The organism is Phytohabitans rumicis, from assembly GCF_011764445.1.
In the GTDB taxonomy this organism is placed as follows: domain Bacteria; phylum Actinomycetota; class Actinomycetes; order Mycobacteriales; family Micromonosporaceae; genus Phytohabitans; species Phytohabitans rumicis.
Genome location: NZ_BLPG01000001.1, coordinates 4,952,003 through 4,978,851, shown reverse-complemented (window position 1 = coordinate 4,978,851; position 26,849 = coordinate 4,952,003). Strand labels below are relative to the sequence as shown.

The following is a 26,849-nucleotide window of genomic DNA, read 5'->3' as shown; positions in this document are numbered from 1 at the left end:
GGGCAATCCCATCACGGCGCGCCGACGTGGCACCCGGCGAGGTGGTCGTCGACCATGCCGGTGGCCTGCATCAGCGCGTACGCCGTGGTCGGCCCGACGAAGCGGAATCCGCGCTTTTTCAGGTCCTTGGCCATCGCGGTGGACTCGGGCGTGAGCGCGGGCACCTCGGCGAACGACTTCGGGCGCTTCTTGCGGGGCGGCGGCGCGTACGACCACAGCAGCGCGGCGAGCCCGTCGGGCAGGTCGAGCGCGGCGCGGGCATTGCTGACGACCGCCTCGATCTTGGCGCGATTGCGGACGATGCCGGCGTCGTTGAGCAGCCGGTCGATGTCGGCCTCGCCGTACTTGGCCACGGTCTCGATGTGGAACCGGTCGAACCCGGCCCGAAACGCCTCCCGCTTGCGCAGGATCGTCAGCCACGACAGGCCAGACTGGAACGCCTCCAGACTGACCTTCTCGTAGAGCGCGTCGTCGTCGCGGACCGGCTTGCCCCACTCCTCATCGTGGTAGGCGATGTACTCCGGCGTACGGCCGCCCCAGGCGCAGCGGGGCAGCCCGTCCGCCCCGATCACCAGGTCCGACATCAGATTTGACCGGCCTCGACAAGCCGGGCGAACTTCTTCAACGCCTGCGTGAGGCTCACCTTGGAACCGGGCCACAGCAGCGGCCAGGCCACCCGCCCGGCGACCCCGCCCGGCAGGTGGAACCACTCGTGCCAGACCACCTGGGTGCGGTCGCTGCCCATCGGGGTGCACCGCAGTACGCCGGGCCCGCGCAACAGCCGGCCGCAGTGGACCACGCGCACCTCGTACGGCGGGTCGAGCCGGACGACGCGCATCTCGTCGCGCAGCACGGCCGGGCCGACCGCGGTGACCGCCTCGACCAGGCTGCCCTCGCCGCCGTTGCCCTCGACCACGCGCACCTTCGTGAACGGGATCCAGTCCGACTGCCGCTCCCACGCGGTGAACGCCGCGAAGACCGCCGCGGCCGGCGCGTTCACGATCACCGTCGCGGTGACCTCGCCCGCACCGGGCTGCGCGGCCGCCCGCAGCTCACCCGCCTCACTCATGCCCGCTCATCTCGATCCGGAAGCTTGGCCCGGACGTCGGTGTCGACGTCGTCCTCGGGCTCGCCGTCCTCCCCATCCTCGCCGTCCTCGACCGCGTCGTCATCGGCCTCGGGCTCGGTGTCCGTGTCGACCTCGTCGTCGATCCCGTCCGGCTCGGCGTCGCTCGCCTCGTCCGCTTCGTCGGCTTCATCCGCGCTGATCACGACGACGGGCGTCTTATCGCTATTGTCCGAGTTGATGGGCGGGCCCGACACGTCCCCGAGGTCGACGAGGCCCGCGGGCGGGACCGCCGGCCCGAGGCCCGCCCCGCCAACCGCCGCGCCGGTGGGTGCCAACGCCGCCTCACGGGCGCGACGCAGCACGTCCGCGTCGTTCGAGCGGCCCTCGCGGAGCGCGGTGACCTCCGCCTCCAGCACGCCGATGAGCTCGTCCTTGTATCCGATGTCGTACGCCGCACGGCGCAGCGCCTGGTCGACCTGGGCCATCCGGTAGCCGCGCACGGTCGTGTCGAAGCGCACCGCCGAGACGTCGGCCTCCATCAATGGCCGGGTGCCGGGCAGCGGCACCGCCCGACCGTCCGGCTCGGCTGTGCCCAGTCCCGGATCCCCGCCCGTCACCAGCACGGTGACGCCGAAGACCACCGCCGCGACGGTCAACGCCACGACCAAGAGGAGGAGTACCTGACCCATAGAAGGATCGTGGCATGGTCGGCCGAACCGGGCGACCCCGCCACCCCGGGATAGCGTGATCGCGTGAGCGACCTGCGCCTCGGTACCCGCACGTTCCCACCAGGTGAGCTGGCCGTGATGGCGATCGTGAACCGTACCCCGGACTCTTTCTTCGACCGCGGCGCCACCTTCGCCGCGGACGCCGCCCTGCGCGCCGTGTCGCAGGCCGTCGCGGACGGCGCGGACATCATCGACATCGGCGGCGTGAAGGCCGGGCCGGGCGCGGAGGTCACCGTCGCCGAGGAGATCGACCGCACAGTGGCCACCATCGCCGCGGTACGGGCCGAATTCCCCGACGTGGTGATCTCCATCGACACGTGGCGGGCGGAGGTGGCCCGGGAGGCCATCCCGGCGGGCGCCGACCTGCTCAACGACACCTGGTCCGGCGCCGACCCGGCCCTCGCCGAGGTCGCCGCGGCCACCGGCGCGGGCCTGGTGTGCTCGCACGCGGGCCGGCTCCGGCCGCGCACCCGGCCGCACCGGGTCGCCTACGACGACGTGGTGGCGGACGTGGTCAGCACCGTCACGCGCCTCGCCGACAGGGCCTGTGCGGTGGGCGTACGTCGCGACGGCATCCTGATCGACCCGGCGCACGACTTCGGCAAGAACACCCGGCACTCGCTGGAGATCACACGGCGGCTGGGCGAGCTGGCCGCGACGGGCTGGCCGGTGCTGGTGGCGCTGTCGAACAAGGACTTCGTCGGGGAGACCCTCGGCGTGCCGGTGGGCGAGCGGCTCACCGGCACGCTCGCGACGACCGCGGTGTCGGCCTGGCTCGGCGCCCGCGTCTTCCGCGCCCACCAGGTGCGCGAGACCCGCCAGGTGCTCGACATGGTCGCCTCGATCCGAGGCGACCGCCCCCCAGCCGTGAGCCGCCGCGCCCTCGCCTGACTGTTAGGAGGGGACCCTTGCTATGCAAAAAGCGTTAACAGGGTGCCCTTCCTTGCAGCTAGGTCCAGCGGAGGATGCGCTTGCGCCAGGCGTACAGGATGCCGAGGGCGAGCACCGCCACGAAGATCGCCATCTCGACCACCGTGGTGAGCCCGAACCCGGGACGGTCGAAGATCACCGCCCAGGGGAAGAGAAAAACGGACTCCACGGCAAACAGGACATATAGATAGGCATACACGTAATAGCGGATCTGGGCCTGGGCCCAATCCCTACCAACCGGGTCGATGCCACACTCGTACGTCTCGCGCTTGCCGGACGGCTCGGCCGGATTGGCCGGTCGCAGCAGCCGATTGGCCGAAAACGCCCCGACGAAGACCAGCACCCCCGCGAGCAGCAGTAACCCCAGCGTCGCGTACGACCCGAGATACCCGTCCACGGTCCGGAGCCTACTCCGTGATCAAGATAACCCGTGACCGCGAGGCCGACCCGGGGTCAGGATGGTCCCAGAATTCGACGTACCCTCAGGGGTGGAAATACAACAGCGGGCCGGCCCATCGACGTGCGAACCCGCCGCCGTCGGCGCGCAAGGAGGCAGAGGTCAGTGACCAAGCAGGTCCGCCAGCTTGATCGGGTGGTCATCCGATTCGCTGGCGACTCAGGCGACGGTATGCAGCTCACCGGAGACCGGTTCACCTCGGAGACCGCCCAGCTCGGCAACGACATCTCCACGCTGCCCAACTTCCCGGCCGAAATCCGCGCGCCCGCCGGCACGTTGCCCGGAGTGTCCAGTTTTCAGGTGCATTTCGCCGACTACGACATCCTGACCCCGGGTGACGCGCCGAACGTGCTCGTCGCGATGAACCCGGCGGCCCTCAAGGCCAACCTCGGCGACCTGCCCCGCGGCGCGGACATCATCGTCAACACCGACGAGTTCACCAAGCGCAACCTGGCCAAGGTGGGCTACGCGGCCAATCCGCTGGAGGACGGCTCCCTCGACGGGTATTCCGTGCACCCGGTGGGCTTGACGAGCATGACCGTGGGCGCGCTCGCCGACCACGCGGTGTCGAAAAAGGACGCCGAGCGCGCCAAGAACATGTTCGCGCTCGGCCTGCTCTCCTGGATGTACTCGCGGCCCTACGAGTCGACCATCCGGTTCCTGGAGCGCAAGTTCGCCGCCCGCCCGGAGCTGGTGAGCGCCAACATCGCCGCCTTCAAGGCCGGCTGGAACTTCGGCGAGACCACCGAGGACTTCGGCGTCCGGTACGAGGTGAAGCCGGCCAAGATGCCGCCGGGCACCTACCGCAACATCACCGGAAACGCCGCGCTCGCGCTGGGCATCATCGCCGTGGCGGTACGGTCCAAGCTGCCCGTCTTCCTCGGTGCGTACCCGATCACCCCGGCGTCCGACATCCTCCACGAGCTGAGCAAGCACAAGCGGTTCGGCATCACGACGATGCAGGCCGAGGACGAGATCGCGGCCATCGGCGCGGCGCTGGGCGCGTCGTACGGCGGTGCGCTCGGCATCACCACCACCAGCGGCCCGGGCGTGGCGCTCAAGGGCGAGACGATCTCCCTGGCGGTCGCGCTGGAGCTGCCCCTGGTGATCGTCGACGTGCAGCGCGCCGGCCCGTCGACCGGCATGCCCACCAAGACCGAGCAGGCCGACCTCAACATGGCGCTGTTCGGCCGGCACGGCGAGGCGCCGGTGGCGGTCATCGCGCCCAAGTCGCCGTCGGACTGCTTCCACGCGGCCATCGAGGCGGCCCGGATCGCGCTGACCCACCGCACACCGGTGATCCTGCTGTCCGACAACTACGTGGCGAACGGGTCGGAGCCGTGGCTGCTGCCCGACATCGACTCCCTGCCCGACCTGCGGGTCGAGTTCGCCACCGAGCCGAACGGCGAGGACGGCAGCACGTTCCTGCCGTACCTGCGCGACCCGCGGACGCTCGCCCGGCCGTGGGCGATCCCCGGCACGCCCGGGTTGGAGCACCGGATCGGCGGCCTGGAAAAGGCGGACAAGACCGGCGACATCTCGTACGACCCGGCCAACCACGACTTCATGGTGCGCACCCGGGCCGCCCGGATCGAGGCGATCGAGGTGCCCGACATGGAGGTCGAGGACCCGGACGGCGATGCCCGCGTGCTGGTGCTCGGCTGGGGCTCGACGTACGGTCCGATCGGCGCCGCCTGCCGTACGCTGCGCCAGCGCGGCCACTCGATCGCCCAAGCGCACCTGCGTCACCTCGCCCCCATGCCGGGCAACCTCGGCGACGTGCTGAGCCGCTACGACCGCGTCGTCATCCCGGAGATGAACCTGGGCCAGCTCGCCCACGTCATCCGGGCCCGCTACCTCGTCGACGCGATCCCGTACAACCAGGTCCGCGGCCTGCCGTTCACCGCCTCGGAGCTGGAGACGATGCTGGAAGAAGTGGTTAAAAATGCCTGAGCCCATCGCTCTCAAGCTCACCACCAAGGACTTCAAGTCCGACCAGGAGGTGCGCTGGTGCCCGGGCTGCGGCGACTACGCGATCCTCGCCGCCGTGCAGTCGTTCATGCCGGAGCTCAACATCCCGCGCGAGCGGATCGTCTTCGTCTCCGGGATCGGCTGCTCGTCGCGGTTCCCGTACTACATGAACACGTACGGGCTGCACTCGATCCACGGCCGCGCGCCGGCGATCGCCACCGGCCTATCCGTGAGCCGGCCGGACCTGTCGGTCTGGGTGGTCACCGGTGACGGCGACGCGCTGTCGATCGGCGGCAACCACCTGATCCACGCTCTCCGGCGCAACGTCAACCTCAAGATCCTGCTCTTCAACAACCGGATCTACGGGTTGACCAAGGGCCAGTACTCGCCCACGTCGGAGCTCGGCAAGATCACGAAGTCGACGCCGGCCGGCTCGGCGGACTCGCCGTTCAACCCGCTGTCGCTGGCGCTGGGCGCGGAGGCAACGTTCGTGGCCCGCACGATCGACTCGGACCGCAAGCACCTGCAGTCCGTGCTGCGCGCGGCGGCGGAGCACAACGGCTCAGCGTTCGTGGAGATCTACCAGAACTGCAACATCTTCAACGACGGCGCGTTCGACGAGCTCAAGGACGTGGGCACCCGCGACGACTACCTGATCCGCCTGGAGCACGGCCAACCGATCACGTTCGGCAAGGACGGGCAGTTCTGCGTGGTGCACCCGCCGGGCGGGTTCGGCCTGGAGGTGCGCGACACCGCCTCCGTCGCACCCGACGACATCGTGGTGCACGACGCGGGAGTGGCCGAGCCGGCGTACGCGTTCGCCCTGTCCCGGCTGCCGGGCGAGGACCTGCGCAACACCCCGATCGGGGTCTTCCGCAACGTGTCCCGGCCGTCGTACGACAACCTCGTGCAGAGCCAGCTCGACGCGGCCAAGGCGAAGGCCACCGGAACGCCCGAGGAGCAGCTCGCCGGCCTCCTGACCGGCGGCGACACCTGGACGATCCTCTAGTTCGTTCGTGCAGCGCCGCGGCGCCGCTTTGTCAGTGGCGTCGCGGTCCGCACCGCCACGGACGCGGCCGCCGCTGGCAAGGCGGCGCTTCGGGCGGCGCGGAGCGAACGAACTCAGCAGGCTCAGCTACCTACCGTCAGCGAGTGCGCTGGCGGTAGGTGGTGGTCGCCGCCTCGATGCGCTTCTGCAACCGCTCGTCACGGTTGATCGCGCGCCGCGCCTTGCGGTAGAGGATTGCCCCGCCGCCGATCACGGCCGCGCCCACGATCAGATACACGGCCACACCCAGCAGCGCCTTCAGCAGCGCGATCGCCAGCCAGCCCACCGCTACCACGGCGACGACTCCCACCGCGGTCCAGGCCAAGAAACGTCCCATGACCCCAGGGTCCTCCACCGGGTCAACCATCGCATCAGGGAAAACCCGGGGCTTGCGCGAGGCGTACCCAGTATGAAAATTTCCTTCTAGCTGTAGATAAACGGCGGCAGATGTTGTCGAAGGGAAAGCTCATGAGGGCACGATCGGCCCGCGTGCGGGCCGGGCTGGTGGCAGCGGCGATCCTCGCCGCCGGGCTCGCCTGCCCCGCGGCGAGCGCGAGCGCCGCACCGGCGACAGAGACAACCAACCCCACTGCACCAGCCACAGATACGACAAAAACTACTTGTACGCCCAACCCGGACATGCCGAAGCGACAGTTCCGGGCGATGTGGATCGCGAGCGTGGTCAACATCGACTGGCCGAGCGCACCGGCGCTGGCCGCTGACAAGATCAAGGCGGAGTACCTGGACTGGCTCGACCTTGCCCAGCGACTCAACCACAACGCGGTGATCGTGCAGATCCGGCCGACGGCGGACGCGTTCTGGCCGTCGCCGTACGAGCCGTGGTCGGAGTGGCTCACCGGCGCCCGCGACGGCGTCTCGCCCGGCTGGGATCCGCTGGCGTTCCTGGTCGAAGAGGCGCACAAGCGCAACCTGGAGTTCCACGCGTGGTTCAACCCGTACCGGATCTCCATGCCGCAGGGTGCCGGCCCGGACGTCAACAAGCTCGCCCCCAACCACCCGGTGCGCCAGCACCCGGACTGGGCGGTCGCCTATCCGGTCAACGCGGCCGGGTCGCGGCTCTACTACAACCCGGGCATTCCGGAAGTACGCCAGTTCGTGCAGACGGCGATCATGGACGCGGTACGGCGGTACGACATCGACGGCGTCCACTTCGACGACTACTTCTACCCGTACCCGGCGGCCGGGCAGGACTTCCCCGACGCGGCGACGTTCACCCAGTACGGCGCCGGCTTCGCCAGCAAGGCCGACTGGCGGCGCAACAACATCGACCTGCTCGTCCAGGAGTTCGGCCAGAAGCTCAAGGCGGTCAAGCCCTGGGTGAAGTTCGGCATCAGCCCGTTCGGCATCTGGCGCAACAAGGCGGCCGACCCGCTCGGCTCGGAGACCAGCGGGACCCAGTCGTACGAGGCGAACTTCGCGGACACCCGCAAGTGGGTCAAGGAGGAGTGGATCGACTACATCCTGCCGCAGATCTACTGGCACATGGGCCTGGCCGTCGCCGACTACGCCAAGCTCGTGCCGTGGTGGTCGGACGTGGTCGCCGGTACGCGGGTGCAGCTCTACATCGGGCAGGCCGACTACAAGATCGGTGACCCGGCGCAGCCCGCGGCCTGGCAGGACCCGGCCGAGATGTCCCGGCACCTGACGTTCAACCGGGACTATCCGCAGGTCGCCGGCAACGTGCACTTCAGCGCGGTGCAGGTGCGGGCGGACAAGCTCGGCGCCACCACGCGGTACGCCGCGGACCACTACTCCAAGCCGGCACTGGTGCCCGCGATGGAGCACAAGCCGCACAAGCCGCTGATGTTCCCGATCGTCACGGACGCGTCCCGGACCGCCGACGGGGTACGCCTGCGCTGGTTCACCCCGCTGAGCAAGCCCACCTCGTACGCCGTGTACCGGTTCGACGGGATCACCCTGCCCGGCCGGTGCGGCTTCGCGGACGCGGCGCACCTGCTCGGCACCACCCGCGACACGTCCTTCACCGACGCGTCGGCCGAGCCCGGCCAGCGGTACACGTACTACGTGACCGCGCTGGACCGCCAGTGGAACGAAAGCCCACCCAGCCCCCACGCCCCATCCTCCGCTAGGGGCTCCCCCACCTTTCTCGCCGATCAAGGGCAAACGGTCGTGGTTTGATCTCCGATTCACGACCATTTGCCCTTGATCGGCACGGAAGTCCGTGATCGACGCGACCAGCACGGGAGTGCTTCACGTCGAATTCATCGACAGGTGCGAACGATATAGATCCACGAAAGGCGATACCCCGACACTGAGGGAACGTTAAGTCCCCCTACCCCCGGGAGGATCCACATGCCCCGTCGGTTCGCCACGCTGCTCGTCGCGGTGCCCCTCGCAATCCTCACCGCCCTCGGGGTGGCCGGTCCAGCCGCCGCCGTACCGGCCGACAAGCCGGCCGTCCTGTCCAGCTGGACGCAGACCAGCGCCAGCAGCTACAACGCCTGGAACTCCGCGCGCCAGAACCAGGGCGCCTGGGCCGACTACGCCTTCGACTGGTCAACGGACCTCTGCTCAAGCAGCCCCGACAACCCGCTCGGGTTCGACTTCAGGTACTCCTGCTGGCGCCACGACTTCGGCTACCGCAACCACAAGGCGGCCGGGATCTTCCCGGCCAACAAGGCGCGCATCGACAGCGCCTTCTACGAGGACCTCAAGCGCAAGTGCAACACGTACAACGTCGTGGTCCGTCCCGCCTGCCTGGCCCTGGCCTGGACGTACTACCAGGCCGTGAAGCAGTTCGGCAGCGTTGTCGTGAGCGACGCCCAGATAGCGGAGGCGAAGGCCCTCCTCTAGCCACGCGAGTTAGGAAGGGCCCCCTGCTATGCAAAAAGCGTTAACAGGGGGCCCTTCCTTGCAGCTCAGGCGGCGAAGCGGGGGGAGCCTAGGGCCATGTCGGGGTGGTCTACCGATAGGGCCAGGGAGGCTGCATCGGCCACCGACAGGGCGCCGCCCTCGGCGTACGCGGTGTCGAAGGCCGCGTCGCCCAGCGCGGCCCGGACAGCCGCCTGCCGCTCAGCCCAGTACGCGCCGAACCGGCCCGGTGTGCTGCGCAGCGCCGACCGGGTGGCCTGCGCCGCCCCGAACAGGCGGGCCGCGGTCACCGGGTCCCCGCCCAGCGCGCAGCGCACCGCGATCGCGCAGATCGCGTCGCACGCCCGGCTGTGGAAGCCGTGCCCGATCCGGGAGCGCAGCGCCACCACTAGGTGGTCATGCGCGGCGATCAGGTCGCGGCGGCCCAGCGCCACCATGCCGAGCAGGAAGTCCACGCTGCGCCGGCCGCGCTCGGCCGGACGGGCGGCCTCCAGCGGGCGGGCCGCGCCGAGCACCTCGGACGCGTCGTCCAGCGCCCCGCGCTGCCACAGCAGCTCGGCGAGGGTGTAGACGGCGAGCAGGGCCTCGTTGGCCACGTCGCTGGCGGCGGCCCAGTCGATCACCTCGCGGCAGACCCGCTCGGCGTCGGCGAGCTGGCCCATGTCGACCAGCGTGCCGCCTCGCCCGGCGAGCACCCGGGCGAGCAGGCCCGCGTCGCCGGCCTGCCGCGCCGCCGCCTCGGCCCGCTGCGAGAAACGCAGCTCCTCGGCGAACTCACCGTCGGCGCCGGCGTGTAGCGAGTGCATGTGGTACGCCGCCGCCAGCTCCGCCTCCGGGATCGGCTCGCCGGTCTCGGCGATCCGCCCGTACAGCCGGAACAGCCAGAGCCGGCCCTCCCGGGCCAGCCCGCGCTCGCGCCACCACTGGTCCAGGCCACCGGCCAGCCGCAGGCCGGCCCGCGCGCTGCCCCCGGTCGCGGTCCAGCGCAGGGCGGCACGCATCTCGTCCGCGAGCGGGTCCAGCGAGTACAGCGACAGCGTCACCGGCCGCTCGTCCGGGCCCAGGTGCGCCTTCTGCAGGGCGTACAGGGACCAGGCCACGTGCCGGTCCCGCGCCGCCCGCTCCTCACCCGCGTCGACCAGCCGCCGGGCCGCGTACGCCCGGATCGGGTCCAGCATCCGGTACGTCGTACCCGACGCGTGCGGCTCGGCTTGAATCATCGACTTGTCGACCAGCACGGACAGCGGGTCCAGCGGGTCGTCGTCGAGCAGCCACTCCACCGTCTGCAGGTCGACCGGCCCGGAGAACACCGCCAGCCAGCGCAGCAGCCGCGCCGCCCGCGGGCCCAGCGTCCGGTACGACCAGGTCACCGTCGCCTGGATGGTCGCGTGCCGCTGAGTCGCCGACCGGGTCGCCAGGGTGCGTTTGCCGGCCGGGGTGCGAGCCAGGTCGACGGTCTCCATCTGGCTGGCGATCCAGCGGCCGTCGCCCGCGTACGTCTGCTCGGGGTCGTCGCGCCCCGCGTCGAGCGCGCCCAGCACGTCGTCGAGCCGCTCGGCCAGCTGGCTCGCGGACAGCACGCGTAGCCGCGCCGCCGCCAGCTCGATCGCCAGCGGCAGCCCGTCCAGCCGGGAGACCACACGGTGCAGGTCGTCGGATTCGGCCGGGTCGGAACGCCGGCCACCCCGGGACGCGGTCGTGCGGTCCAGCAGCAGCGCGACCGCCTCGCTCGGGCCGCCACCGGGCCCGGGCGCCACGGACAGCGGCGGGATCCGCCACACCGCCTCGCCCGGCAGCATGAACGGCTCCCGGCTCGTCGCCAGCACCCGTACCCCACCGCCGCCGGTGAGCAGCCGCGAGATCACCTCAGCGGCCGCCGTGAGCTGCGCGTCGCAGGTGTCCAGAAGCAGCAGCATCCGCCGCGACGCGGCGTACTCCACCAGCGTGTCGACCACCGGCCGGCCCGGCTCCGGGCGCAGCCCGAGCACCGCGGCGATCGCGAACGCCACCAGGCCCGGGTCGGTCACCGTCGCGACGTCGACAAACCACACCCCATCCGGGTACGTCTCGACGAGCCCGCCGGTCAGCTCCACGGCGAGCCTGGTCTTGCCCGCCCCGCCGGCACCCACCACCGTCACCAGCCGGTGCTCGGACATGAGCGTGCCCAGCTCGGACCGCTCGGCGTGCCGCCCGACGAACGAGGTCACCTGGGTCGGCAGGTTGTGCGAGGCGGCGTCGGCCGTACGCGGGCGCGGGAACTGCCGCTCCAACCCCGGCGCGACCAACTGGAAGAGCCGCTCCCGGTCGTCGAAGCCGCGCAGCCGGTGCAGGCCCAGGTCGAGCAGCGACGCCTCGGGCGGCAGCGGGGCCGCGTGCCGGGCGGTCGCCGCCGAACACAGCACCTGGCCGCCGTGGGCCGCCGCGGCGATCCGCGCCGCCCGGTGCACCTCGGGACTGGCGTATTCGCCGTTGACGGCCTCGGCCTGTCCGGTGTGCAAACCCATGCGCACTCTCGGGGTGGACTCCGCGGACGGCCACTCGTGCGCGGCCAACGCCCGTTGCGCGGTCAGGCAGGCATCGACCGCCGCCGCGGCATCGGAAAACGCCACGAAGAACGAATCACCCTCGGTGAAGAGTTCCGTACCGTCACTCTCGGACAAAGTACGACGCAGTAACCGCCGGTGCTCACTCAGCACCGGTCGGTAACCCGCACCGAGCATCTGGGCCAACCTGGTTGAGCCCTCGATGTCGGTGAACATGAAAGTCACCAGCCCATTCGGCAGGTGAATCCGTGCCGACACGCGTGGAACCTCCGCCCCCTGGAAGTCGCGGTTCATGCTGCCGCACCTCCGCAACCTGGCACATCGTAGGAACGGCCGGTACAGACCCACCCCAAGGCCATAGCCAGGGGCGATCTCACCGAGCCGGACACACGAGCGGGGTATGCGAGGGGTGCTACGGCTGACGTAACGACAACCGGCGTACTCAGTTGTGGTACGAGAGGTCAAACAACTAGGGCCTTACGGCCTCAGCCGCAGCCACACCCGCCTCCGCAGCACCCGCCGCCCCCCGCGGCGCTCGCACCAGATCCACCGGTGGCGGCCGAGCCACGCCCGGTGACGGACACGGCGGACAGCAGCTTGACGGTGTCGGCGTGGCCCTGTGGACAGGACGCCGGCTGACCAGAATCGGTCATCGGGCGATTGACCTCGAATGTGTCGCCGCAGGCGCGGCACCGAAACTCGTACCGGGGCATGACAAACAGGGTACGACGAACCCGCTCCGCAGCGCGATGAGACATACTCGACGGGTGGCGGACGGGGAGGCGACACCACCGACAGAGCGACCGTTGCGCTCGGCCACTCCCGAGTGGGCCGGGCCGCTGGGCAGCTCCGGAGCGGCTCCCGAGCAGGAGCCGGAGGCGAGCACGCCCGCACCGAAATCCGAGCCGGCTACGGTCACGGTGGGGCCCGCTTCTGTCGTACCCGATGCGCCTAAGCCAGAACGACCACGGCGGCGGATGCCCGGACCGCGGCAGGCGGCCCGTGCGGTGGGCTCGTGGGCGCGGCGGCCGAGCGGCCGGCTGACACTGCCCGGCGTGCTGCTGCTCGTGCTCGTCGTGGCGGGCGCGGGGGCCGGTGCCATCGTGATCCCGATGACCGCCGGCTCGCGCACGGACGCCGCCGGCGGCACGCCGAGCCCGGAGGCCACCGGGACGGCACAGGCGCCGGACGCCCTCGGGCCGACCGGCATCCCGACCGGCGGATTCCCCACGACGGTACCGACGGCCACGCCCACGGCGACCGGGGCGGCCTCCGTTGGGCGCCCGGCCGACGTGCTGGCCGGCTGGGCCACCCAAACCGCCACCAAGGTAGACATTCCGTGGGTGGCGATGCAGGCGTACGGCTACGCCGAGTTGGTCCTCGCCCAGACCCGCCCGGGCTGCCAACTGCGATGGACCACGCTCGCGGCGATCGGCAAGGTCGAGTCCAACCACGGCCGGCACAACGCCACGCTGGGCACCGACGGGCAGTCGGCGCCGCGGATCCTCGGCCCGGCCCTCGACGGCACCAACAACACCCAGCGGATCCTGGATTCCGACGACGGGGTGCTGGACGGCGACCTCACATACGACCGGGCGGTCGGGCCGATGCAGTTCATCCCGTCCACGTGGCGGCTGCACGAGATCGACGCGGACAACGACGGTCTCAAGGACCCGAACGATATTGATGACGCGACGCTCGCGGCCGGTAACTATCTGTGTCAGGGTACGCGCAACCTGAGCAGCGGCACGGATTGGTGGAACGCGATCTATTCATACAACGACGTGAAACCATATGCGCAGGCAGTGTTTGACGCGGCAAATGACTACGGGGCGAAGAGCCGCACATAGCGTCACCTCATAGGCACTTTGAAGAACGAAGACCCTTCCGCTCACGTTCGGTTGACGGCAAGCTATACGGGTGATGGTGCGCGAGTGGGATCCTCGGACTGCGTCGTCCGCGGAGATTGGGTCCCTGCTGGACACTCTCAACGCGGTGCTCGCGGCCGACCTCCCGGAAGATCCGTTGTGGCAGGACGCCTCCCTTCGGGAGTACCAGTCCGAGACCATGCCTGGCGAGCGACGGATCTCGTGGATCGCCGAGGAGGAGCCGGGCCCGGACGGGGCGCCCGGACGACTACTCGGACACACCAACGTGCTGCTGCTCGGCGACATCGGCGTGGTCGAGCTCTTCGTGCACCCGTCCCTGCGGCGCACCGGCCTGGCCCGCCAGATGCTGACCAAGGCGGTGCGGCGGGCGTACGACGAGGGCTTCTCGTCGATCGGCGTCGAGGTGGTCGGCGGCACCCCGGCGGTGGCGTTCTACGAGTCGCTCGGCTTCGAGCGGGAGTACGTCGAAACACGCAGCGTGCTTAAGCTGTCCACGGTGGACTGGATGGCGTTGGGCGAGATGGCCGGCAGCATCAGCAACGGCTACCGGGTGGAGTTCTTCCCCGGCGGGCCGGGTGACGACCTCATCGAGGCGTACGCGGTGGCCAAGTCGGCGATGCGCGACATTGACGACGGCGACCTCGACCTGCGCCCCAGCTCGTACGATCCGCAGCGGCTCCGGGAGAGCCTGGCCTGCCTGCACCGGCGCGGCATGAAGCCGTACATCGTGCTCGCGATCCACGAGCGCACCGGTGCGGTGGCCGGGCTGACCGAGGTCGTGGTGCCGGCGCAGCACCCGACCCGGGCCGACCAGTACGACACGATCGTCGTGCCGGACCACCGCGGCTACGGCATCGACCGGGCGATCAAGGCACGGATGCTCTTCGAGCTGCGCTCGGCCGAGCCCGACCTCGCCGAGGTGCAGACGTGGAACGCGCTCGACAACGAGCCGATGCTGAAGGTCAACGCCGAGCTCGGGTTCCAGCCGGACCGCGAGTGGTACGAGTACGGCGCGGACGTGGCGGAGCTGCTGCACCGCCTCGATCCGAAAACGTGACATCTAACTGACACCCAGCCGATAGACGCGCGACGGATCGACGCCTTAACGTGCGTTGATCCCTCACGCCTGGAGGCTCCATGCGCCGCTTGTGCGCCCTACTCGCGATCACAGTCGCGTCGGTCGGGCTCGTACCCGCCGTGGCTTACGCCGCGCCGACGGACCTGTTCATCTCGGAATACATCGAAGGTTCGTCGAACAACAAGGCGATCGAGATATACAACGGCACCGGCGCACCCGTCGACCTGACCGCCGGCGCCTACCAGCTGCAGGTCTACTTCAACGGAGCGACCACCGCGGGACTCACCGTCGCGCTGGGCGGCACGGTGGCGGACGGCGACGTGTTCGTGTTCGCCCACTCGTCCGCGTCGGCGGCGATCCTCGCCCAGGCCGACCAGACGACCGGCGCGGGCCTGTTCAACGGCGACGACGCGATCGTGCTGACCAAGGGTGGTCCCGCCGGCACCGTGGTCGACGCGTTCGGGCAGGTGGGCACGGATCCGGGTACGGAGTGGGGCACCGGCCTGACCAGCACGGCTGACAACACGCTGCGCCGGCTGCCGACCCTTTCTGCCGGCGACACCGTCGCCGATGACGCCTTCGACCCGGCGGCGCAGTGGGCCGGCTTCGCGACCGACACGTTCGACGGACTCGGTGCGCACACGCTGGACGGCGGCGACGCTCCGGCGGCGCTGGCCTGCGGCGGCACGCTGACCACCTCGGACGGTGTCGCGGCCACCCGCACGGTGACCGCCACCGACACCGACGACACCATCGTGGACCTGGCCGTCACCGCGGGCACGCCGCTGATCTCCCGTACCGCGTTCACGCCCGCGGCCACCGTCGGCGGCACCGCGACCGCCGAGATCACCGCCTCGGCGGGCCTGTCGCCCGGCTCGTACCCGGTGACGGTCACCTCCACCGACACCGACGGCACGACCGCCACCTGCGGCTTCACCGTCCAGGTGACCACCGTGCTGACCGTCGGCGAGGTGCAGGGCCAGACCACCGACGCGGAAGCCGGCAAGACCGACCGGTCGCCGCTCGCGCCCGCCTCCGGCAACGGCACGAGCAGCACGCTCTACGACGTACGCGGTGTCATCACGCAGCGCACGCTCGCCCGCACCTCGGCCGGCGCCAACCAGTACGGCTTCTTCCTGCAGAGCCGGGCCGGCGCCTCCGATGGCGACCCGCTGACGTCGGACGGCATCTTCGTCTTCATGGGTGCGTTCACGTCGCTCATCGGCGGGTACGTCCCGACCGTCGGCGACGAGGTCGTGCTGCGCGCCCGGGTCTCCGAGTTCTTCAACCTGACCCAGCTCTCCAGCGCCTCGCTCGTCCGTCTGGTCGAGAGTGGGGTGTCCGAAGTAGACGTCACGGACGCCACGCCGCCGACCGTGCTGGCCGACGCCGACCGGTTCTGGGAGCGGCACGAGGGCACGCAGATCAAGGTCCGGTCCGGCAGCGGCGTGGTCGCCGGGCGGGACAACTTCGCCTCCACCGCCGACTCGGAGATCTGGTTGGTGGACAAGGACTCCGCGGTGCTCGACCGGGCCAACCCGTACGGCCGGCGGGTGTTCCGCGACGCGCACCCGAGCGATCAGGTGGCGGACGGCAACGGTGAGCGCATCATGCTCGGCAGCATGGGCGTGAAGTGGGCCGCGCAGGACAACACGACGCTCCTCCCGCCCGCGCACACCTTCGACACGCTGACCGCCGACGCGGTGGGCGGCCTGTACTTCTCCTTCGAGAAGTACGGTGTACAGGCTTCGTCGGCTAGTTTCGCCGACGGCCTCTCGCCCGCCTCCGGTCCTTCGCCCGCGCCCGCCAAGCGCGACCGGGAGTTCGCGGTCGCCACGTACAACGTGGAGAACCTGTACGACTACCGCGACGACCCGTTCGACGGCTGCGACTTCGCCGGAAACTCCGGGTGCACCGGGGTCAGCCCGCCGTTCGACTACGTACCGGCCTCCGACGCCGAGTACCAGGAGCAGCTCGGCAACCTCGCCGACCAGATCATCAACGACCTGCACGCGCCCGACCTGATCCTCGTGCAAGAGGCCGAAGACCAGGACATCTGCACCGTCTCCGGCGGCGCGCTGGTGTGCGGTGCGGTGGACAACGCGGACGGCGCACCCGACACCCTGCAGGAGCTCGCGCTGCGGATCGGCTCGTCCGGCGGGCCCGCCTACGCGGCGGCGTACGACCGGGACGGCGCCGACGACCGCGGCATCACGGCGGCGTTCCTCTACCGCACCGACCGGGTCTGGTTGGCCCCGGCCACCGCCGGCGACCCGGTGCTCGGCTCGGCGCCCACCGTGTCGTACCGGGCGCCCGGCCTGGCGTACAACGCCGACGTACAGAACCCGAAGTCGCTCAACGCCGACCTGCCCGCCGACGTGGACACCTCCACCGGCGTGGACGGCTCGGACGTCTACACCCGCGCCCCGCAGGTCGGCAAGTTCACGGTGGCGGCCGCGCCGGGTTCGGCGGACACCTTCACGGTGTGGGCGATCAGCAACCACTATTCGTCCACCCCGGATGCCCGCGTCGGCCAGCGCCGCGAGCAGGCCGCGTACGGCGCCGCGATCGTCGCCGCCCTCGGCTCCGCCCGGATCGTCTACGGCGGCGACCTGAACGTCTTCCCCGCCCCGACGACCCGGTGCAGCCGGCCTCCGACCAGCTCGCCCCGCTGTACGACGCCGGCCTGCAAAACCTGTGGGAGAACCTGGCGGCGGACAAGCCCGAGTCGGCGTACTCGTACGTCTTCCAGGGCCAGGCGCAGACGCTGGACCACCTCTTCGTCAGCCCGCTGCTGCACGACGACCTGGTCCAGATCCGCGCCGCGCACATCAACGCCGACTGGGCCGCCGACTTCGACGGCGACGGGTCGCGCGGCTCCAGCGACCACGACCCGCAGGTCGCCAGGTTCCGCTCCCGCCCGACGCTGTCGATCGCGGACGTGTCGGTGGCCGAGGGCAACAGCGGCAAGACGTCCATGACGTTCACCGTGGTGGCGTCCCGGCCGGTACCTGCGCCGATCGTGCTGTGCGCGGCGACGCTGGGCCTGACCGCGTCCGCCGGCTCCGACTTCGAGCCGCTGATCCGGTGCACGGTGCTCGGCACCGGACAGACGTCGGCGACGTTCACGGTCTCCGTACGCGGCGACCGCAAGCGTGAAGGCAACGAGACGCTGGCGCTCGTGGTGGGCTCCGTGCCCGGCCAGTGGCAGGGCGACCCCATCGCCATCGGCACCATCCTGAACGACGACTGACCGCGTCCTGTGGGCACCCGCAATTCCAGCGGGTGCCCACGCGGTGGGGCTCGTGGCGAATCGTCGCTTGAAATGGAGCGGGTTCCCCCGACTTCCGCCCGAGTAGGGCGCCCCTATTGGTTCCGCCGGCGCAAGTGGGGCGCCCTCAAGGCCGGGTAGTTAAGGATTCCTGGGCGCTGTCACGCCAGCCTGCGGTGATCATGAAGTTAGCGGCAGGGAGAAGGCTCTCCCCGGGCGTCAACTTCATGATCACCGCAGGAGCCGGGTCACACCGTCCGGGTGATCGGGAACGACGCGGTCACCTGACCCTGATGACACCCCCCTGCCACCAGATAGCGCACAACAGGGGCGCCCTCCATGGCCGCAACATCAGGGGCCGGTGCGGACGTCAAGGCCGCGACGACGAGGCGGGGTAGATCTAGACGAGTTATGGCTGACATCGAGCCCTAACTCGTCTAGATCTACCGCCAGCTTCGACCTTGGCCAGGGGCGGGCCGGGCCTGCACCCGGATGTATCCGATATGACCGGCCATTGGATCCCGGTCCGCCCACCGGGCCGGTGATGTGATCGACGGCAGGGCCGACGTACGCCGCGACCGTGGCGAACAGTTGCCCCTGGGCGGGCAACTTCTCGACACAGTCACCAAAGTCGAGGGCGATGGCCGCGTCACATCAGCGCTCGACATGGACCTGATTCCCTTAACTACCCGGCCTTGAGGGCGCCCCGCTCACCGTCCTGAGGGGAGTAGGGGCGCCCCACTCACGCCGCAACGCCCAACAGGGACCCCCTACCGGGGCGGGACGGCCCTCGCCTCGCCCTCGACGGCCCTCGCTCCCTCGCTGCCCGTCGATCAAGGACTTTCGCGTCGATCAAGGGCAAACGGTCGTGGAAAAGACATCAAACCACGACCATATGCCCTTGATCGACGCGGAGAGCGGGCCCGACGCGACGCGGAGAGCGGGCCCGACGCGACGCGGAGAGCGGGCCCGACGCGACGCGGAGAGCGGGCACGGGCGCGGCGCGGAGAAGGGGCGCGGCGCGGAGAGGGGTCAGTAGCGGGTGCGGAGGAGTCTGGCGGCTTCGACGGCCCAGTACGTGAGGATGATCTGGGCGCCGGCGCGGCGGATCGACGTGATCGTCTCCAGCATCGCGCGCTCGCGGTCGATCCAGCCGCTGGCGGCGGCCCCCTCGACCATCGAGTACTCGCCGGAGATCTGGTACGCGGCCACCGGGACGTCGACGGCCGCCCGTACCGCGGCCACCACGTCCAGGTAGGGCAGCGCGGGCTTGACCATCACGACGTCCGCGCCCTCGGCCACGTCCAGGGCCACCTCGCGCAGCGCCTCGCGGATGTTGGGCGGGTCCTGCTGGTACGTGCGCCGGTCCCCTTGCAGCGAGGACTCGACCGCGTCGCGGAAGGGGCCGTAGAACGCCGACGCGTACTTGACCGCGTAGGCCAGGATCGCCACGTCCTGGTAACCGGCCGCGTCGAGGGCCTTGCGGACCACGCCGACCTGGCCGTCCATCATGCCGGACGGGCCGACCATGCCGGCGCCGGCCGCCGCCTGGGCGACGGCCATTTCCGCGTACGCCGCGAGCGTCGCGTCGTTGTCGACCGTCCCGTCGGGGGCGAGCAGCCCGCAGTGCCCGTGCGAGGTGAACTCGTCCAGGCACAGATCGCTCATCACCACGGTGGCGTCGCCGACCTCGGCCACCACGTCGCGAAGGGCCACGTTGAGGATGCCGTGCGGGTCGGTGCCGCCGGAGCCGGTGGGATCCTTGGCGAGGGGCACGCCGAAGAGCATGACGCCGCCCACGCCGGCCTGCACCGCCTCGACCACCGCCTTGCGCAGCGAGTCGCGGGAATGCTGCATGACGCCCGGCATCGAGGCGATCGGGCGCGGCTCGGTCAGCCCTTCCTTGACGAACATCGGCAGCACCAGCTCGGACGGCGCTACCCGGGTCTCCTCGACCATCCGCCGCAGCGCCGGCGTGCGGCGCAGGCGGCGGGGCCGGACATCGGGGTACGACATGACGGGACCTCAGGTCTCAGCGGAAACGGAGCGCAGTCGGGCCCTGCACCTTCGACCCGCGGCGCTGCTTGGCCGGCATCGCGGCCAGCTTGTCGCGCAGTTCCACGGCGTACCCGGCGAGGGCCTCGACCAGGTCCGGCACGGACGCGTGGGGCGGCTGGACGTCGACCCGCAGGCCGAATTCCGTCGCCGTTTCGGCCGTCTTCGGGCCGATCACGGCGACCACGGTACGGGTGTGCGGCTTGCCTGCGATACCCACCAGGTTACGCACGGTCGAGGACGACGTGAAGAGAACCGCATCGAAACCGCCCGATTTAATAGCGTCCCGGATCTCGGCCGGCGGCGGCGCCGCGCGCACCGTGCGGTACGCGGTGACGTCGTCGACCTCCCAGCCACGCTCGGTGAGCCCGGCGGCCAGCGTCTCGGTGGCGATATCGGCGCGCGGCAGCAGCACCCGGCCGACCGGGTCGAGGATCTCGTCGTGCGGCGAGAACTCGGCCAGCAGTCCCTCGCTCGACTGCTCACCGGACGGCACCAGCTCGGGCTGGATGCCGAAGGCGCGCACCGCGTCGGCGGTGGCCTCGCCGATGCAGGCGATCTTCACGCCGCCGAAGTGGCGGGCGTCGAGGCCGTGCTCGGCGAACTTCTCCCACACCGCGCGCACCGCGTTGACGGAGGTGAAGACGACCCACGCGTACCGGCCGTCGACCAGGCCCTTGACGGCCCGCTCCATCTGGGCCGGGGTGCGCGGCGGCTCGACGGCGATCGTCGGCACCTCGCACGGGATCGCACCGTAGGCGCGCAGGTGCTCGCTCATCACGCCGGCCTGCTCCTTGGTGCGCGGAACGAGCACCTTCCAGCCGTACAGTGGGCGGTTTTCCCACCAGCTCAGCTTGTCGCGGTGGGCGACGCCCCCGCCGAGGGTGAGCACGACGCGGCCGGTGAAGCCGAGCGCGGCCGCGACGAAGCTGTCCACCGTGGACGTCGTCGTGTACTGCGTCTCGCCGGTGCCGTCGCCGGTCACGCCGACCGCCGTGGTGCCGTCGACGCCGGCCGCGAGCAGCCCGTCGCGTACGGCGGCGAGGTCGCCCGCGTCGACGGCGAGCGCGAGCGAGCCGCGGAGGATGGCCGCGGCGAGCGCCTCGAAGTCCAGCGCGGAGACGTCGTCGACGTCGGCGGCGGTGCGGACGCCGGGCAGCGGCACGCCGGCGTACGTGGCGACGCCCTCGGCCTGGCCCACCCCGGGCACCACCTCGAAGTGCACGGCGGTACGCGCGACCGCCTGCACCTCCTTGACCACGGAGTCGTGGCCGAACGGGTCGCCGGCGACGAGATGCACCGCCGACAGGCCGGAGCGGGCCGCGGAGAGCAGCACCTTGGCCACGTCGCCCGGCGCCCCCTCGGCCGGGGTGAACTGGGTGTCCGGCTTCGCCTCAACGCGGATCGCGTCGAGCAGCGGCTCGGAGACGCCACGGTCGTAGATGACCTGGTCCGCGTCGACCAGGGCGGCGTGCGCACGGCGGGTCAGCAGGCCAGGGTCGCCGGGCCCCGCACCGACGAACGCGATACGGCCTGCGGGCTTACGGGTGCGGCTCATTTTCTGTGCTCCCAAGTAGGGTCTCGGCGCCTGCCTCGAAGAGATCGGCGGCGAGCGCGCGTCCAATCTCTACCGCGGCGGCGGGCGTACCGGTGCGGGAAAGCCGGATGTCTCGGGTGCCATCCGGGCTGATAACCGCACCGCGCAGGTAGATCTCATCACCGTCGTCGCCCTCGGCGACCTCGGCGAAGGCGGCCACCGGAGCACTGCACCCGGCCTCCAGCGTGGCCAGCAGCGCCCGTTCCGCGGTGACCGCGGCGCGGGTCGCTGCATGGTCGAGCCTCCCAAGCAGCTCGACCAGGTCCTGGTCATCGGCCCGGCACTCCACCGCGAGCGCACCCTGGGCCGGGGCGGGCAGCATGAGCATCGGATCGAGAGTCTCGGTGATCTCCGCGGCGCGCCCCAGCCGGACGATCCCGGCGCGAGCCAGCACGACGGCGTCCAACTCGCCCTCGCTGACCTTGCGCAGCCGGGTGTCGACGTTGCCGCGGATCGGCACGACCTCCAGCTGCAGGCCGAGGGCGTGCAGCTGCGCCATCCGGCGCAGCGCGCCGGTGCCGATGCGGGCGCCGGGCGGCAGCTCCGCGAGAGTGCGGCCGCCGCTGGCCACCAGCGCGTCGCGTGGGTCTTCACGCGGGGGTACGGCCGCGATGCGCAATCCATCGTGTACGGCGGTGGGCAGGTCCTTGTACGAGTGGACCGCGAAGTCGATCTCCTTGGCGCCGAGCGCGTCCCGCAGGGCGGACACGAACACGCCGACGCCCAGTTGCTGGACCGGGGCCGACGAGCGATCGCCGGCCGTGACGATCTCCACCAGCTCCACCTCCCGCCCGGTCGCGGCGCGCAGCGCCTCGGCGACCTGCTGGGATTGGGCCAGCGCCAGCGCACTCCCCGAGTGCCGAGCCGCAGCGTCACGCGTCGCCCTCCAGATCGGGCAGGTCCTGCACCTGTGCGCTCTGCGGCACCTCAAGGTCGAAGAGCTCCCGCAGCAGGGCCGCGTACTGGTCGCCGCCCGGCTCGGCGGCGAGCTGGCGCACCCGTACGGTCGGCGAGTGCAGCAGGCGCTGCACCACCCGGTGGACGGTGTGCGCGACGTCGGCGCGCTGCTCGTCGGACAGGTCCGGCCGGCGCTGGGACAGCCGGCGCAGCTCGGCGGCCACGACGTCGTCGGCACGGGTGCGCAGGGCGGCCACGGTGGGGGCGACGTCGGCGCCGCGCAGCCAGGCCAGGAACGCCTCGACCTCGCTCGCCACGATCGTCTCGACCGCGGCCTCGTCGGCGGCGGCCGGGCCGGTACGGAGGCTGGCCGCCAACCGGTCGATGTCGACCACCACGACGCCCGGCAGCTCGGCGGCGGCCGGCTCCACGTCGCGGGGCACGGCCAGGTCCAGGATAACCAGCGGGCGGTCGCGGCCCTCGATGGCGCGCGCCACGGCCTCGCGGGTCAGCACGTGCTCGGTGGACGCGGTGGCGGTGGCCACCACGTCGACGCTCGCCAGCGCGTCGGCCAGCTCGGCGAACGGCACGGCCGTCGCGCCGTACGCCTCGGCGAGCCGCTCGGCCCGCTCGGCGCCGCGGTTGGTGACGGTCAACGGACCGGCGCCGGAACGCGACAGCGTGGCCAGGGACAGCGCGCCCATCGCCCCGGCACCGACGACCAGGGCGGGCCGGCCGGCCAGCTCGGTGGTCGGGTGCTCGCAGTCGACGCCCAGCAGGCAGTCGTGGTCGCCCGCCAGCACGGACGCGGCCAGGCCGAGCGCCGCGGTCACCACGCTCTGGCCGGCCCGGTCGATGCCGGTCTCGGTGTGCGCCCGCTTGCCCACCCGCAGCGCCTGCTGCATCAGCTCGTGCAGCACCCGCCCGGCGCTGTCCCGGTCGGTCGCCGCCTGGTACGCGTCGCGGAGCTGGCCGAGGATCTGCGCCTCGCCGACGACCATCGAGTCGAGCCCGGTGGCGACCCGGAACGTGTGCCGCACGGCCGCCGCGTCGTAGTGCACGTAGAGGTGGTTGGCCAGGTCGTTCGCCGTACAGCCGGCGCGCTCGGCGAGCACGCCGCAGATCTCACCCAGGCCGCCGTGGAAGCCGTTGACCGCGGCGTACACCTCGACCCGGTTGCAGGTGGACAGGACGACCGCCTCGCTGACGTACTGCTGGGCGAGCAGCCGGTCGAGCATGCCGTCCACCTCGGCCGGCGAGACCGCGACCTGCTCCAGGATCGACACCGGAGCGGTGCGGTAGGAAGCGCCTACGACGATCAGGTTCACGTGCCGACCGCCTCCTCGGTGCCGGTCGCCGAGAGCCCGCCCGGCAACGCCGTGAGGCCACCTGAGGGACCGGCGGCCGGCAACGAGGTCAGCGATGCCTTGCGGTGCTCGTGGAACGAAAGTATCTGCAGCTCGATGGCGAGATCAACCTTGCGCACGTCGACCCCTCAGGTACCGAGAGTACGCAAGGAGCGAAGTTGAGGATGCTCGTGACACCAGCGGCGACCAACTGATCCGCCACGCTCTGCGCGGCCGCCGCGGGGGTCGCGATCACGCCGATGGCGATCGACTCGGCCGCGGCGATCTCGGGCAGGTCCTCGATGTGCTGTACGACCAGGCCATTTATCCGCTCGCCGACCCGGCTGGGGTCGGCGTCGAAGAGGGCGGCTATGCGGAACCCGCGACTGCCGAACCCGGCGTACCCGGCCAGGGCGTGACCAAGGTTACCCACGCCGACCAAGGCGACCGCCCGGCGCTGGTGCAGCCCGAGGACGTACTCGATCTGCTCGATCAGCAGGGCGACGTCGTAGCCCACGCCCCGCGTGCCGTACGACCCGAGGTGCGAGAGGTCCTTGCGCAGCTTCGCCGAGTTGACCCCCGCCGCAGCGGCCAGGCCCTCGCTGGAGACGGTGTCGTTGCCGGCCTCGGCCAGGTTGTGCAGCGCACGCAAATATTCGGGTAGCCGGGCAACCGTGGCCTCCGGGAGGTCCGGAAGCGCCGGGACCGCGTGCCGACCGGACGAATCGCCGGGGCGCTGCTGACTCATGAGACTCCGTGCTCCGTGGGGAACCCGCCGTCGACAGCCGTGAGGAACTGTGCTAGCGGGGCGCTACGGGTTAACAGACTAGGCGCTTGTGAAGGCGTGCACAAATCGCGATCTTGATCAAGCGGGTGCGCCCAGATACGCCAGGACGGCCAGCACACGGCGATGCTGTTCCTCGTCGGGCGGGAGTTGAAGCTTGGTGAAGATGTTACGAACGTGCTTTTCCACCGCGCCGTCGCTCACCACCAAGGCGCGGGCGATCGCCGTGTTGGACCGCCCCTCGGCCATCAACGCCAGCACCTCCCGCTCGCGCGGAGTCAGCTCGCGCAGCGGGTCGTCCCGGCGACGGCGGACGAGGAGTTGGCTGACCACCTCGGGGTCGAGCACGGTGCCGCCGCTGGCCACCCGGCCCACCGCGTCCAGGAACTCGGCGATCGCGGCGACCCGGTCCTTGAGCAGGTAGCCGACCCCGCCGGCCCGGTCGGCGAGCAGGTCGTCCGCGTACGACACCTCGACGTACTGGGAAAGCACCAGGATCGGCGTGCGCGGCACCTGCGCGCGGGCGGCGACCGCGGCGCGCAGCCCCTCGTCCGTGTGGGACGGCGGCATCCGTACGTCGACGATCGAGATGTCGGGGCGGTGGGTCACGATCGCCTCGACGAGGCTCTCGCCGTCGCCGACCGCGGCGAGCACCTCGTGGCCGTGCTCGGTCAGGAGCCGGACGAGACCCTCCCGGAGGAGGACCGCGTCATCGGCGATCACGACACGCATGGGGCTTTCTAGCACGGCAGCTCTCCGCTTAGCACGGCAGCTCTCCGCGCACCTCGGTCGGTCCGCCGGTCGGGCTCACCACGTCGAGCGTTCCGCCGCCCGCGCGCAGCCGGTCGGCGATGCCGGACAGGCCGTGCCCCTTGGAGACGTGCGCCCCACCCTCCCCATCGTCGATGATCGCGATCCGGAGAAGGTCACCGTCGCGGGCGACGCTGACCCAGCACTCGGTCGCCCGGCTGTGCTTGGCGATGTTGGTGAGCGCCTCGGCGACCACGAAGTACGCCGTGTTCTCCACCGCCGGCTCGAGCCGGCCGCCCGGCGTACCCAGGGTGGGGTCGACGGAGAGGTCGACCGGGATCACGCCGCGGCCGGCCAGCGCGGCGAGGGCGCTGGGCAGGCCGCGGTCGACCAGGATCGGCGGCGCGATGCCCCGGGAGAGCGAACGCAGCTCGTTGAGCGTGTCCCGGGTCTGGGTGAGGGCCTCGTCCAGGGTCCGGCGTACGGCCTCCGGGTCGGTGTCGAGCTGCTGCTGGGCCCGGCCCAGATCCATGGCGAGCCGGACCAGGCGCTGCTGCGGGCCGTCGTGGATGTCGCGTTCGAGCCGGCGCAGCGCGTTCGCCTCCGCCGACACGGCCGCCCGCTTCTGCTCCTCCAGCACCGTGATCCGGTTGCGCATCTCGGCGACCCCGGTGAGCAGGACGCGGCCGAAGCTGGCCTCCAGGAGCGCGCAGCCCCGCACGACGAGCGGCAGAGTGATCAAGAAGAACACGCCGAGCGCGGTGTAGAGGCCGATCCGGGCACCGATCGAGTTGCCCAGCCCGAGCAGGTCGGCGAGATCCTGGTCGTCGGGGCCTTCCGGGATCGTCCAGGCGTACGTCCAGTAGAGCGTGCCGCCGATCGCCCCGGCCCACCACGTCACCGTGACGACGAATGAGAAGATGGCGATCGGGAGCCGCACGACGGCGTGGGCCAGATCGAGCCAGGACTGGGTGTCGGCGATCGGCACCAGGACCCGCCGCCAGACGGTGGCAGCCGGGTCGACGGTGCGGTAGTACGGGCGGACCCGGGCCTGGCGCAGCACCCCGGGCATGCGCAACCGCTCCATGTCGGCGAAGGCCCGAGCCGCGTAGAGCGCGCCGGCCAGGATCGGCAGACCGATGATCGTGATACCAAGGCCGACGCCGACGGCCAGCCCGACGATCACCACGATGAAGCTCGCCAGCGCCAGCGGGAAGCCGAGAAACACGTAGCCGGAGTCGGTCACCAACTGGCGAAGCATGGGGCGGCGCGCGATCGGCTCGGCACCGACGCCCGTTGGTGCGGTGGTGGTCGTCATGTCCTCGACGCTAGGCATCGGCCCGACTCGCTCCCATCCCGTCGGCTGGCCTCTTCAGGGTAGGGCTGCCCCTACTCCCCGCTGACCTCCGCACTGACCTCCTCGTCCTTGATCGGCGTCCCTTCTCGTCCCTCCTCGTCGATCAAGGGCATACGGCCGCGGTTCGATCTCTTTTCCACGACCGTTTGCCCTTGATCGGCGCGGAAGTCCTTGATCGGCGTACGCGCCACCGGGACTTAACAAAACCGAAGTGATCTCGTCGAGG

Annotated in this window: 19 protein-coding genes and 3 pseudogenes; 8 read left to right on the top strand and 14 right to left on the bottom strand. The window is 71.0% G+C overall.

The window, feature by feature from the left end; genetic code table 11:
• Positions 1 to 11 precede the first annotated feature (11 nt).
• From Prum_RS22415 to Prum_RS22405, 3 genes are read right to left on the bottom strand one after another with little or no spacing between them, the layout of a single operon-like run.
• Entirely contained in the window at positions 12 to 584 is a 573-nt protein-coding gene (locus Prum_RS22415; protein WP_173078290.1) for a DNA-3-methyladenine glycosylase I, read from the bottom strand.
• The gene (locus tag Prum_RS22410) at positions 584 to 1,069 is read right to left on the bottom strand and encodes an SRPBCC family protein (protein WP_173078289.1); all 486 of its coding nucleotides are present in this window, start codon (positions 1,067 to 1,069) and stop codon (positions 584 to 586) included. Before Prum_RS22410 ends, Prum_RS22415 begins: the two co-directional genes overlap by 1 nt.
• Positions 1,066 to 1,758 carry a DivIVA domain-containing protein gene (locus Prum_RS22405; protein WP_173078288.1) on the bottom strand — a complete coding sequence of 231 codons (693 nt, stop codon included), beginning with the start codon at positions 1,756 to 1,758 and terminating at the stop codon, positions 1,066 to 1,068. The genes Prum_RS22410 and Prum_RS22405 overlap by 4 nt, the downstream gene beginning before the upstream one ends.
• A gap of 117 nt (positions 1,759 to 1,875) precedes the next feature.
• Between Prum_RS22405 and folP the strand changes: the two genes are divergently transcribed.
• Positions 1,876 to 2,688: a dihydropteroate synthase gene (gene folP, locus Prum_RS22400; RefSeq protein WP_173084038.1), complete on the top strand. Its 813-nt coding sequence runs from the start codon at positions 1,876 to 1,878 to the stop codon at positions 2,686 to 2,688.
• 58 nt (positions 2,689 to 2,746) lie between these two features.
• Here the strand turns inward: folP and ndhC are convergent, their stop codons facing one another.
• The gene (gene ndhC / locus Prum_RS22395; protein ID WP_173078287.1) at positions 2,747 to 3,124 is read right to left on the bottom strand and encodes an NADH-quinone oxidoreductase subunit A; all 378 of its coding nucleotides are present in this window, start codon (positions 3,122 to 3,124) and stop codon (positions 2,747 to 2,749) included.
• A gap of 165 nt (positions 3,125 to 3,289) precedes the next feature.
• On the opposite strand from ndhC, the gene Prum_RS22390 reads away from it, so the two are divergent.
• Both Prum_RS22390 and Prum_RS22385 read left to right on the top strand, forming a co-directional pair.
• Complete coding sequence (locus tag Prum_RS22390; protein ID WP_173078286.1) at positions 3,290 to 5,137, top strand: 2-oxoacid:acceptor oxidoreductase subunit alpha; 1,848 nt, start codon at positions 3,290 to 3,292, stop codon at positions 5,135 to 5,137.
• Entirely contained in the window at positions 5,130 to 6,164 is a 1,035-nt protein-coding gene (locus Prum_RS22385; RefSeq protein ID WP_173078285.1) for a 2-oxoacid:ferredoxin oxidoreductase subunit beta, read from the top strand. The genes Prum_RS22390 and Prum_RS22385 overlap by 8 nt, the downstream gene beginning before the upstream one ends.
• A gap of 136 nt (positions 6,165 to 6,300) precedes the next feature.
• On the opposite strand, the gene Prum_RS22380 is transcribed toward Prum_RS22385, so the two are convergent.
• Positions 6,301 to 6,570, bottom strand: coding sequence for a hypothetical protein (locus tag Prum_RS22380; RefSeq protein WP_173078284.1), 270 nt, complete (start codon positions 6,568 to 6,570; stop codon positions 6,301 to 6,303).
• A 101-nt stretch (positions 6,571 to 6,671) separates the two neighbouring features.
• On the opposite strand from Prum_RS22380, the gene Prum_RS22375 reads away from it, so the two are divergent.
• Entirely contained in the window at positions 6,672 to 8,363 is a 1,692-nt protein-coding gene (locus tag Prum_RS22375) for a glycoside hydrolase family 10-like protein (protein WP_173078283.1), read from the top strand.
• A gap of 174 nt (positions 8,364 to 8,537) precedes the next feature.
• Positions 8,538 to 9,038 (top strand): phospholipase, encoded by a 501-nt coding sequence (locus Prum_RS22370; protein ID WP_173078282.1) that lies wholly within the window; start codon positions 8,538 to 8,540, stop codon positions 9,036 to 9,038.
• A gap of 65 nt (positions 9,039 to 9,103) precedes the next feature.
• Here the strand turns inward: Prum_RS22370 and Prum_RS22365 are convergent, their stop codons facing one another.
• A complete protein-coding gene (locus tag Prum_RS22365) occupies positions 9,104 to 11,857 on the bottom strand; it encodes an adenylate/guanylate cyclase domain-containing protein (RefSeq protein ID WP_173078281.1) in 2,754 nt (917 codons plus the stop codon).
• A gap of 227 nt (positions 11,858 to 12,084) precedes the next feature.
• Positions 12,085 to 12,312: an FmdB family zinc ribbon protein gene (locus tag Prum_RS22360; protein WP_173078280.1), complete on the bottom strand. Its 228-nt coding sequence runs from the start codon at positions 12,310 to 12,312 to the stop codon at positions 12,085 to 12,087.
• Between the two features lie 36 nt (positions 12,313 to 12,348).
• Here Prum_RS22360 and Prum_RS22355 point away from each other — a divergent pair, with 36 nt between their 5' ends.
• The 3 genes and pseudogenes from Prum_RS22355 (at position 12,349) to Prum_RS22345 (ending at position 17,819) form a co-directional block, all read left to right on the top strand.
• Positions 12,349 to 13,449, top strand: a complete 1,101-nt coding sequence (locus Prum_RS22355) for a lytic transglycosylase domain-containing protein (protein WP_173078279.1) — start codon at positions 12,349 to 12,351, stop codon at positions 13,447 to 13,449.
• Positions 13,450 to 13,522: 73 nt separating this feature from the next.
• Positions 13,523 to 14,545: a GNAT family N-acetyltransferase gene (locus Prum_RS22350; RefSeq protein ID WP_173084037.1), complete on the top strand. Its 1,023-nt coding sequence runs from the start codon at positions 13,523 to 13,525 to the stop codon at positions 14,543 to 14,545.
• Between the two features lie 80 nt (positions 14,546 to 14,625).
• A pseudogene (locus tag Prum_RS22345) lies at positions 14,626 to 17,819 on the top strand (lamin tail domain-containing protein).
• Positions 17,820 to 18,869: 1,050 nt separating this feature from the next.
• Here the strand turns inward: Prum_RS22345 and hemB are convergent.
• The 7 genes and pseudogenes from hemB to Prum_RS22310 all read right to left on the bottom strand — a co-directional run bounded on the left by hemB (position 18,870) and on the right by Prum_RS22310 (position 26,584).
• Positions 18,870 to 19,853, bottom strand: coding sequence for a porphobilinogen synthase (gene hemB, locus Prum_RS22340; RefSeq protein ID WP_173078278.1), 984 nt, complete (start codon positions 19,851 to 19,853; stop codon positions 18,870 to 18,872).
• A gap of 16 nt (positions 19,854 to 19,869) precedes the next feature.
• Entirely contained in the window at positions 19,870 to 21,450 is a 1,581-nt protein-coding gene (locus tag Prum_RS22335) for a bifunctional uroporphyrinogen-III C-methyltransferase/uroporphyrinogen-III synthase (RefSeq protein ID WP_173078277.1), read from the bottom strand.
• Positions 21,434 to 22,365 (bottom strand): annotated as a pseudogene (gene hemC, locus Prum_RS22330) (hydroxymethylbilane synthase). The gene Prum_RS22335 and the pseudogene hemC overlap by 17 nt, the downstream one beginning before the upstream one ends.
• On the bottom strand, positions 22,362 to 23,714 hold the full coding sequence (locus Prum_RS22325; protein WP_173078276.1) for a glutamyl-tRNA reductase: 1,353 nt from the start codon (positions 23,712 to 23,714) through the stop codon (positions 22,362 to 22,364). Before Prum_RS22325 ends, hemC begins: the two are co-directional and overlap by 4 nt.
• Positions 23,711 to 24,480, bottom strand: a pseudogene (locus Prum_RS22320) (redox-sensing transcriptional repressor Rex). The gene Prum_RS22325 and the pseudogene Prum_RS22320 overlap by 4 nt, the downstream one beginning before the upstream one ends.
• Positions 24,481 to 24,597: 117 nt before the next feature.
• Positions 24,598 to 25,248 carry a response regulator gene (locus Prum_RS22315; protein WP_173078275.1) on the bottom strand — a complete coding sequence of 217 codons (651 nt, stop codon included), beginning with the start codon at positions 25,246 to 25,248 and terminating at the stop codon, positions 24,598 to 24,600.
• A 28-nt stretch (positions 25,249 to 25,276) separates the two neighbouring features.
• On the bottom strand, positions 25,277 to 26,584 hold the full coding sequence (locus Prum_RS22310; RefSeq protein ID WP_246278033.1) for a sensor histidine kinase: 1,308 nt from the start codon (positions 26,582 to 26,584) through the stop codon (positions 25,277 to 25,279).
• Positions 26,585 to 26,849 lie beyond the last annotated feature (265 nt).

Bases quoted from the DNA above. Each gene is read 5' to 3' on its own strand.
- Prum_RS22415 (WP_173078290.1), bottom strand. From the start codon at position 584: ATGTCGGACCTGGTGATCGGGGCGGACGGGCTGCCCCGCTGCGCCTGG.
- Prum_RS22410 (WP_173078289.1), bottom strand. From the start codon at position 1,069: ATGAGTGAGGCGGGTGAGCTGCGGGCGGCCGCGCAGCCCGGTGCGGGC.
- Prum_RS22405 (WP_173078288.1), bottom strand. From the start codon at position 1,758: ATGGGTCAGGTACTCCTCCTCTTGGTCGTGGCGTTGACCGTCGCGGCG.
- folP (WP_173084038.1), top strand. From the start codon at position 1,876: ATGGCGATCGTGAACCGTACCCCGGACTCTTTCTTCGACCGCGGCGCC.
- Prum_RS22385 (WP_173078285.1), top strand. From the start codon at position 5,130: ATGCCTGAGCCCATCGCTCTCAAGCTCACCACCAAGGACTTCAAGTCC.
- Prum_RS22380 (WP_173078284.1), bottom strand. From the start codon at position 6,570: ATGGTTGACCCGGTGGAGGACCCTGGGGTCATGGGACGTTTCTTGGCC.
- Prum_RS22375 (WP_173078283.1), top strand. From the start codon at position 6,672: ATGAGGGCACGATCGGCCCGCGTGCGGGCCGGGCTGGTGGCAGCGGCG.
- Prum_RS22370 (WP_173078282.1), top strand. From the start codon at position 8,538: ATGCCCCGTCGGTTCGCCACGCTGCTCGTCGCGGTGCCCCTCGCAATC.
- Prum_RS22360 (WP_173078280.1), bottom strand. From the start codon at position 12,312: ATGCCCCGGTACGAGTTTCGGTGCCGCGCCTGCGGCGACACATTCGAG.
- Prum_RS22355 (WP_173078279.1), top strand. From the start codon at position 12,349: ATGAGACATACTCGACGGGTGGCGGACGGGGAGGCGACACCACCGACA.
- Prum_RS22350 (WP_173084037.1), top strand. From the start codon at position 13,523: ATGGTGCGCGAGTGGGATCCTCGGACTGCGTCGTCCGCGGAGATTGGG.
- hemB (WP_173078278.1), bottom strand. From the start codon at position 19,853: ATGTCGTACCCCGATGTCCGGCCCCGCCGCCTGCGCCGCACGCCGGCG.
- Prum_RS22335 (WP_173078277.1), bottom strand. From the start codon at position 21,450: ATGAGCCGCACCCGTAAGCCCGCAGGCCGTATCGCGTTCGTCGGTGCG.
- Prum_RS22315 (WP_173078275.1), bottom strand. From the start codon at position 25,248: ATGCGTGTCGTGATCGCCGATGACGCGGTCCTCCTCCGGGAGGGTCTC.
- Prum_RS22310 (WP_246278033.1), bottom strand. From the start codon at position 26,584: ATGACGACCACCACCGCACCAACGGGCGTCGGTGCCGAGCCGATCGCG.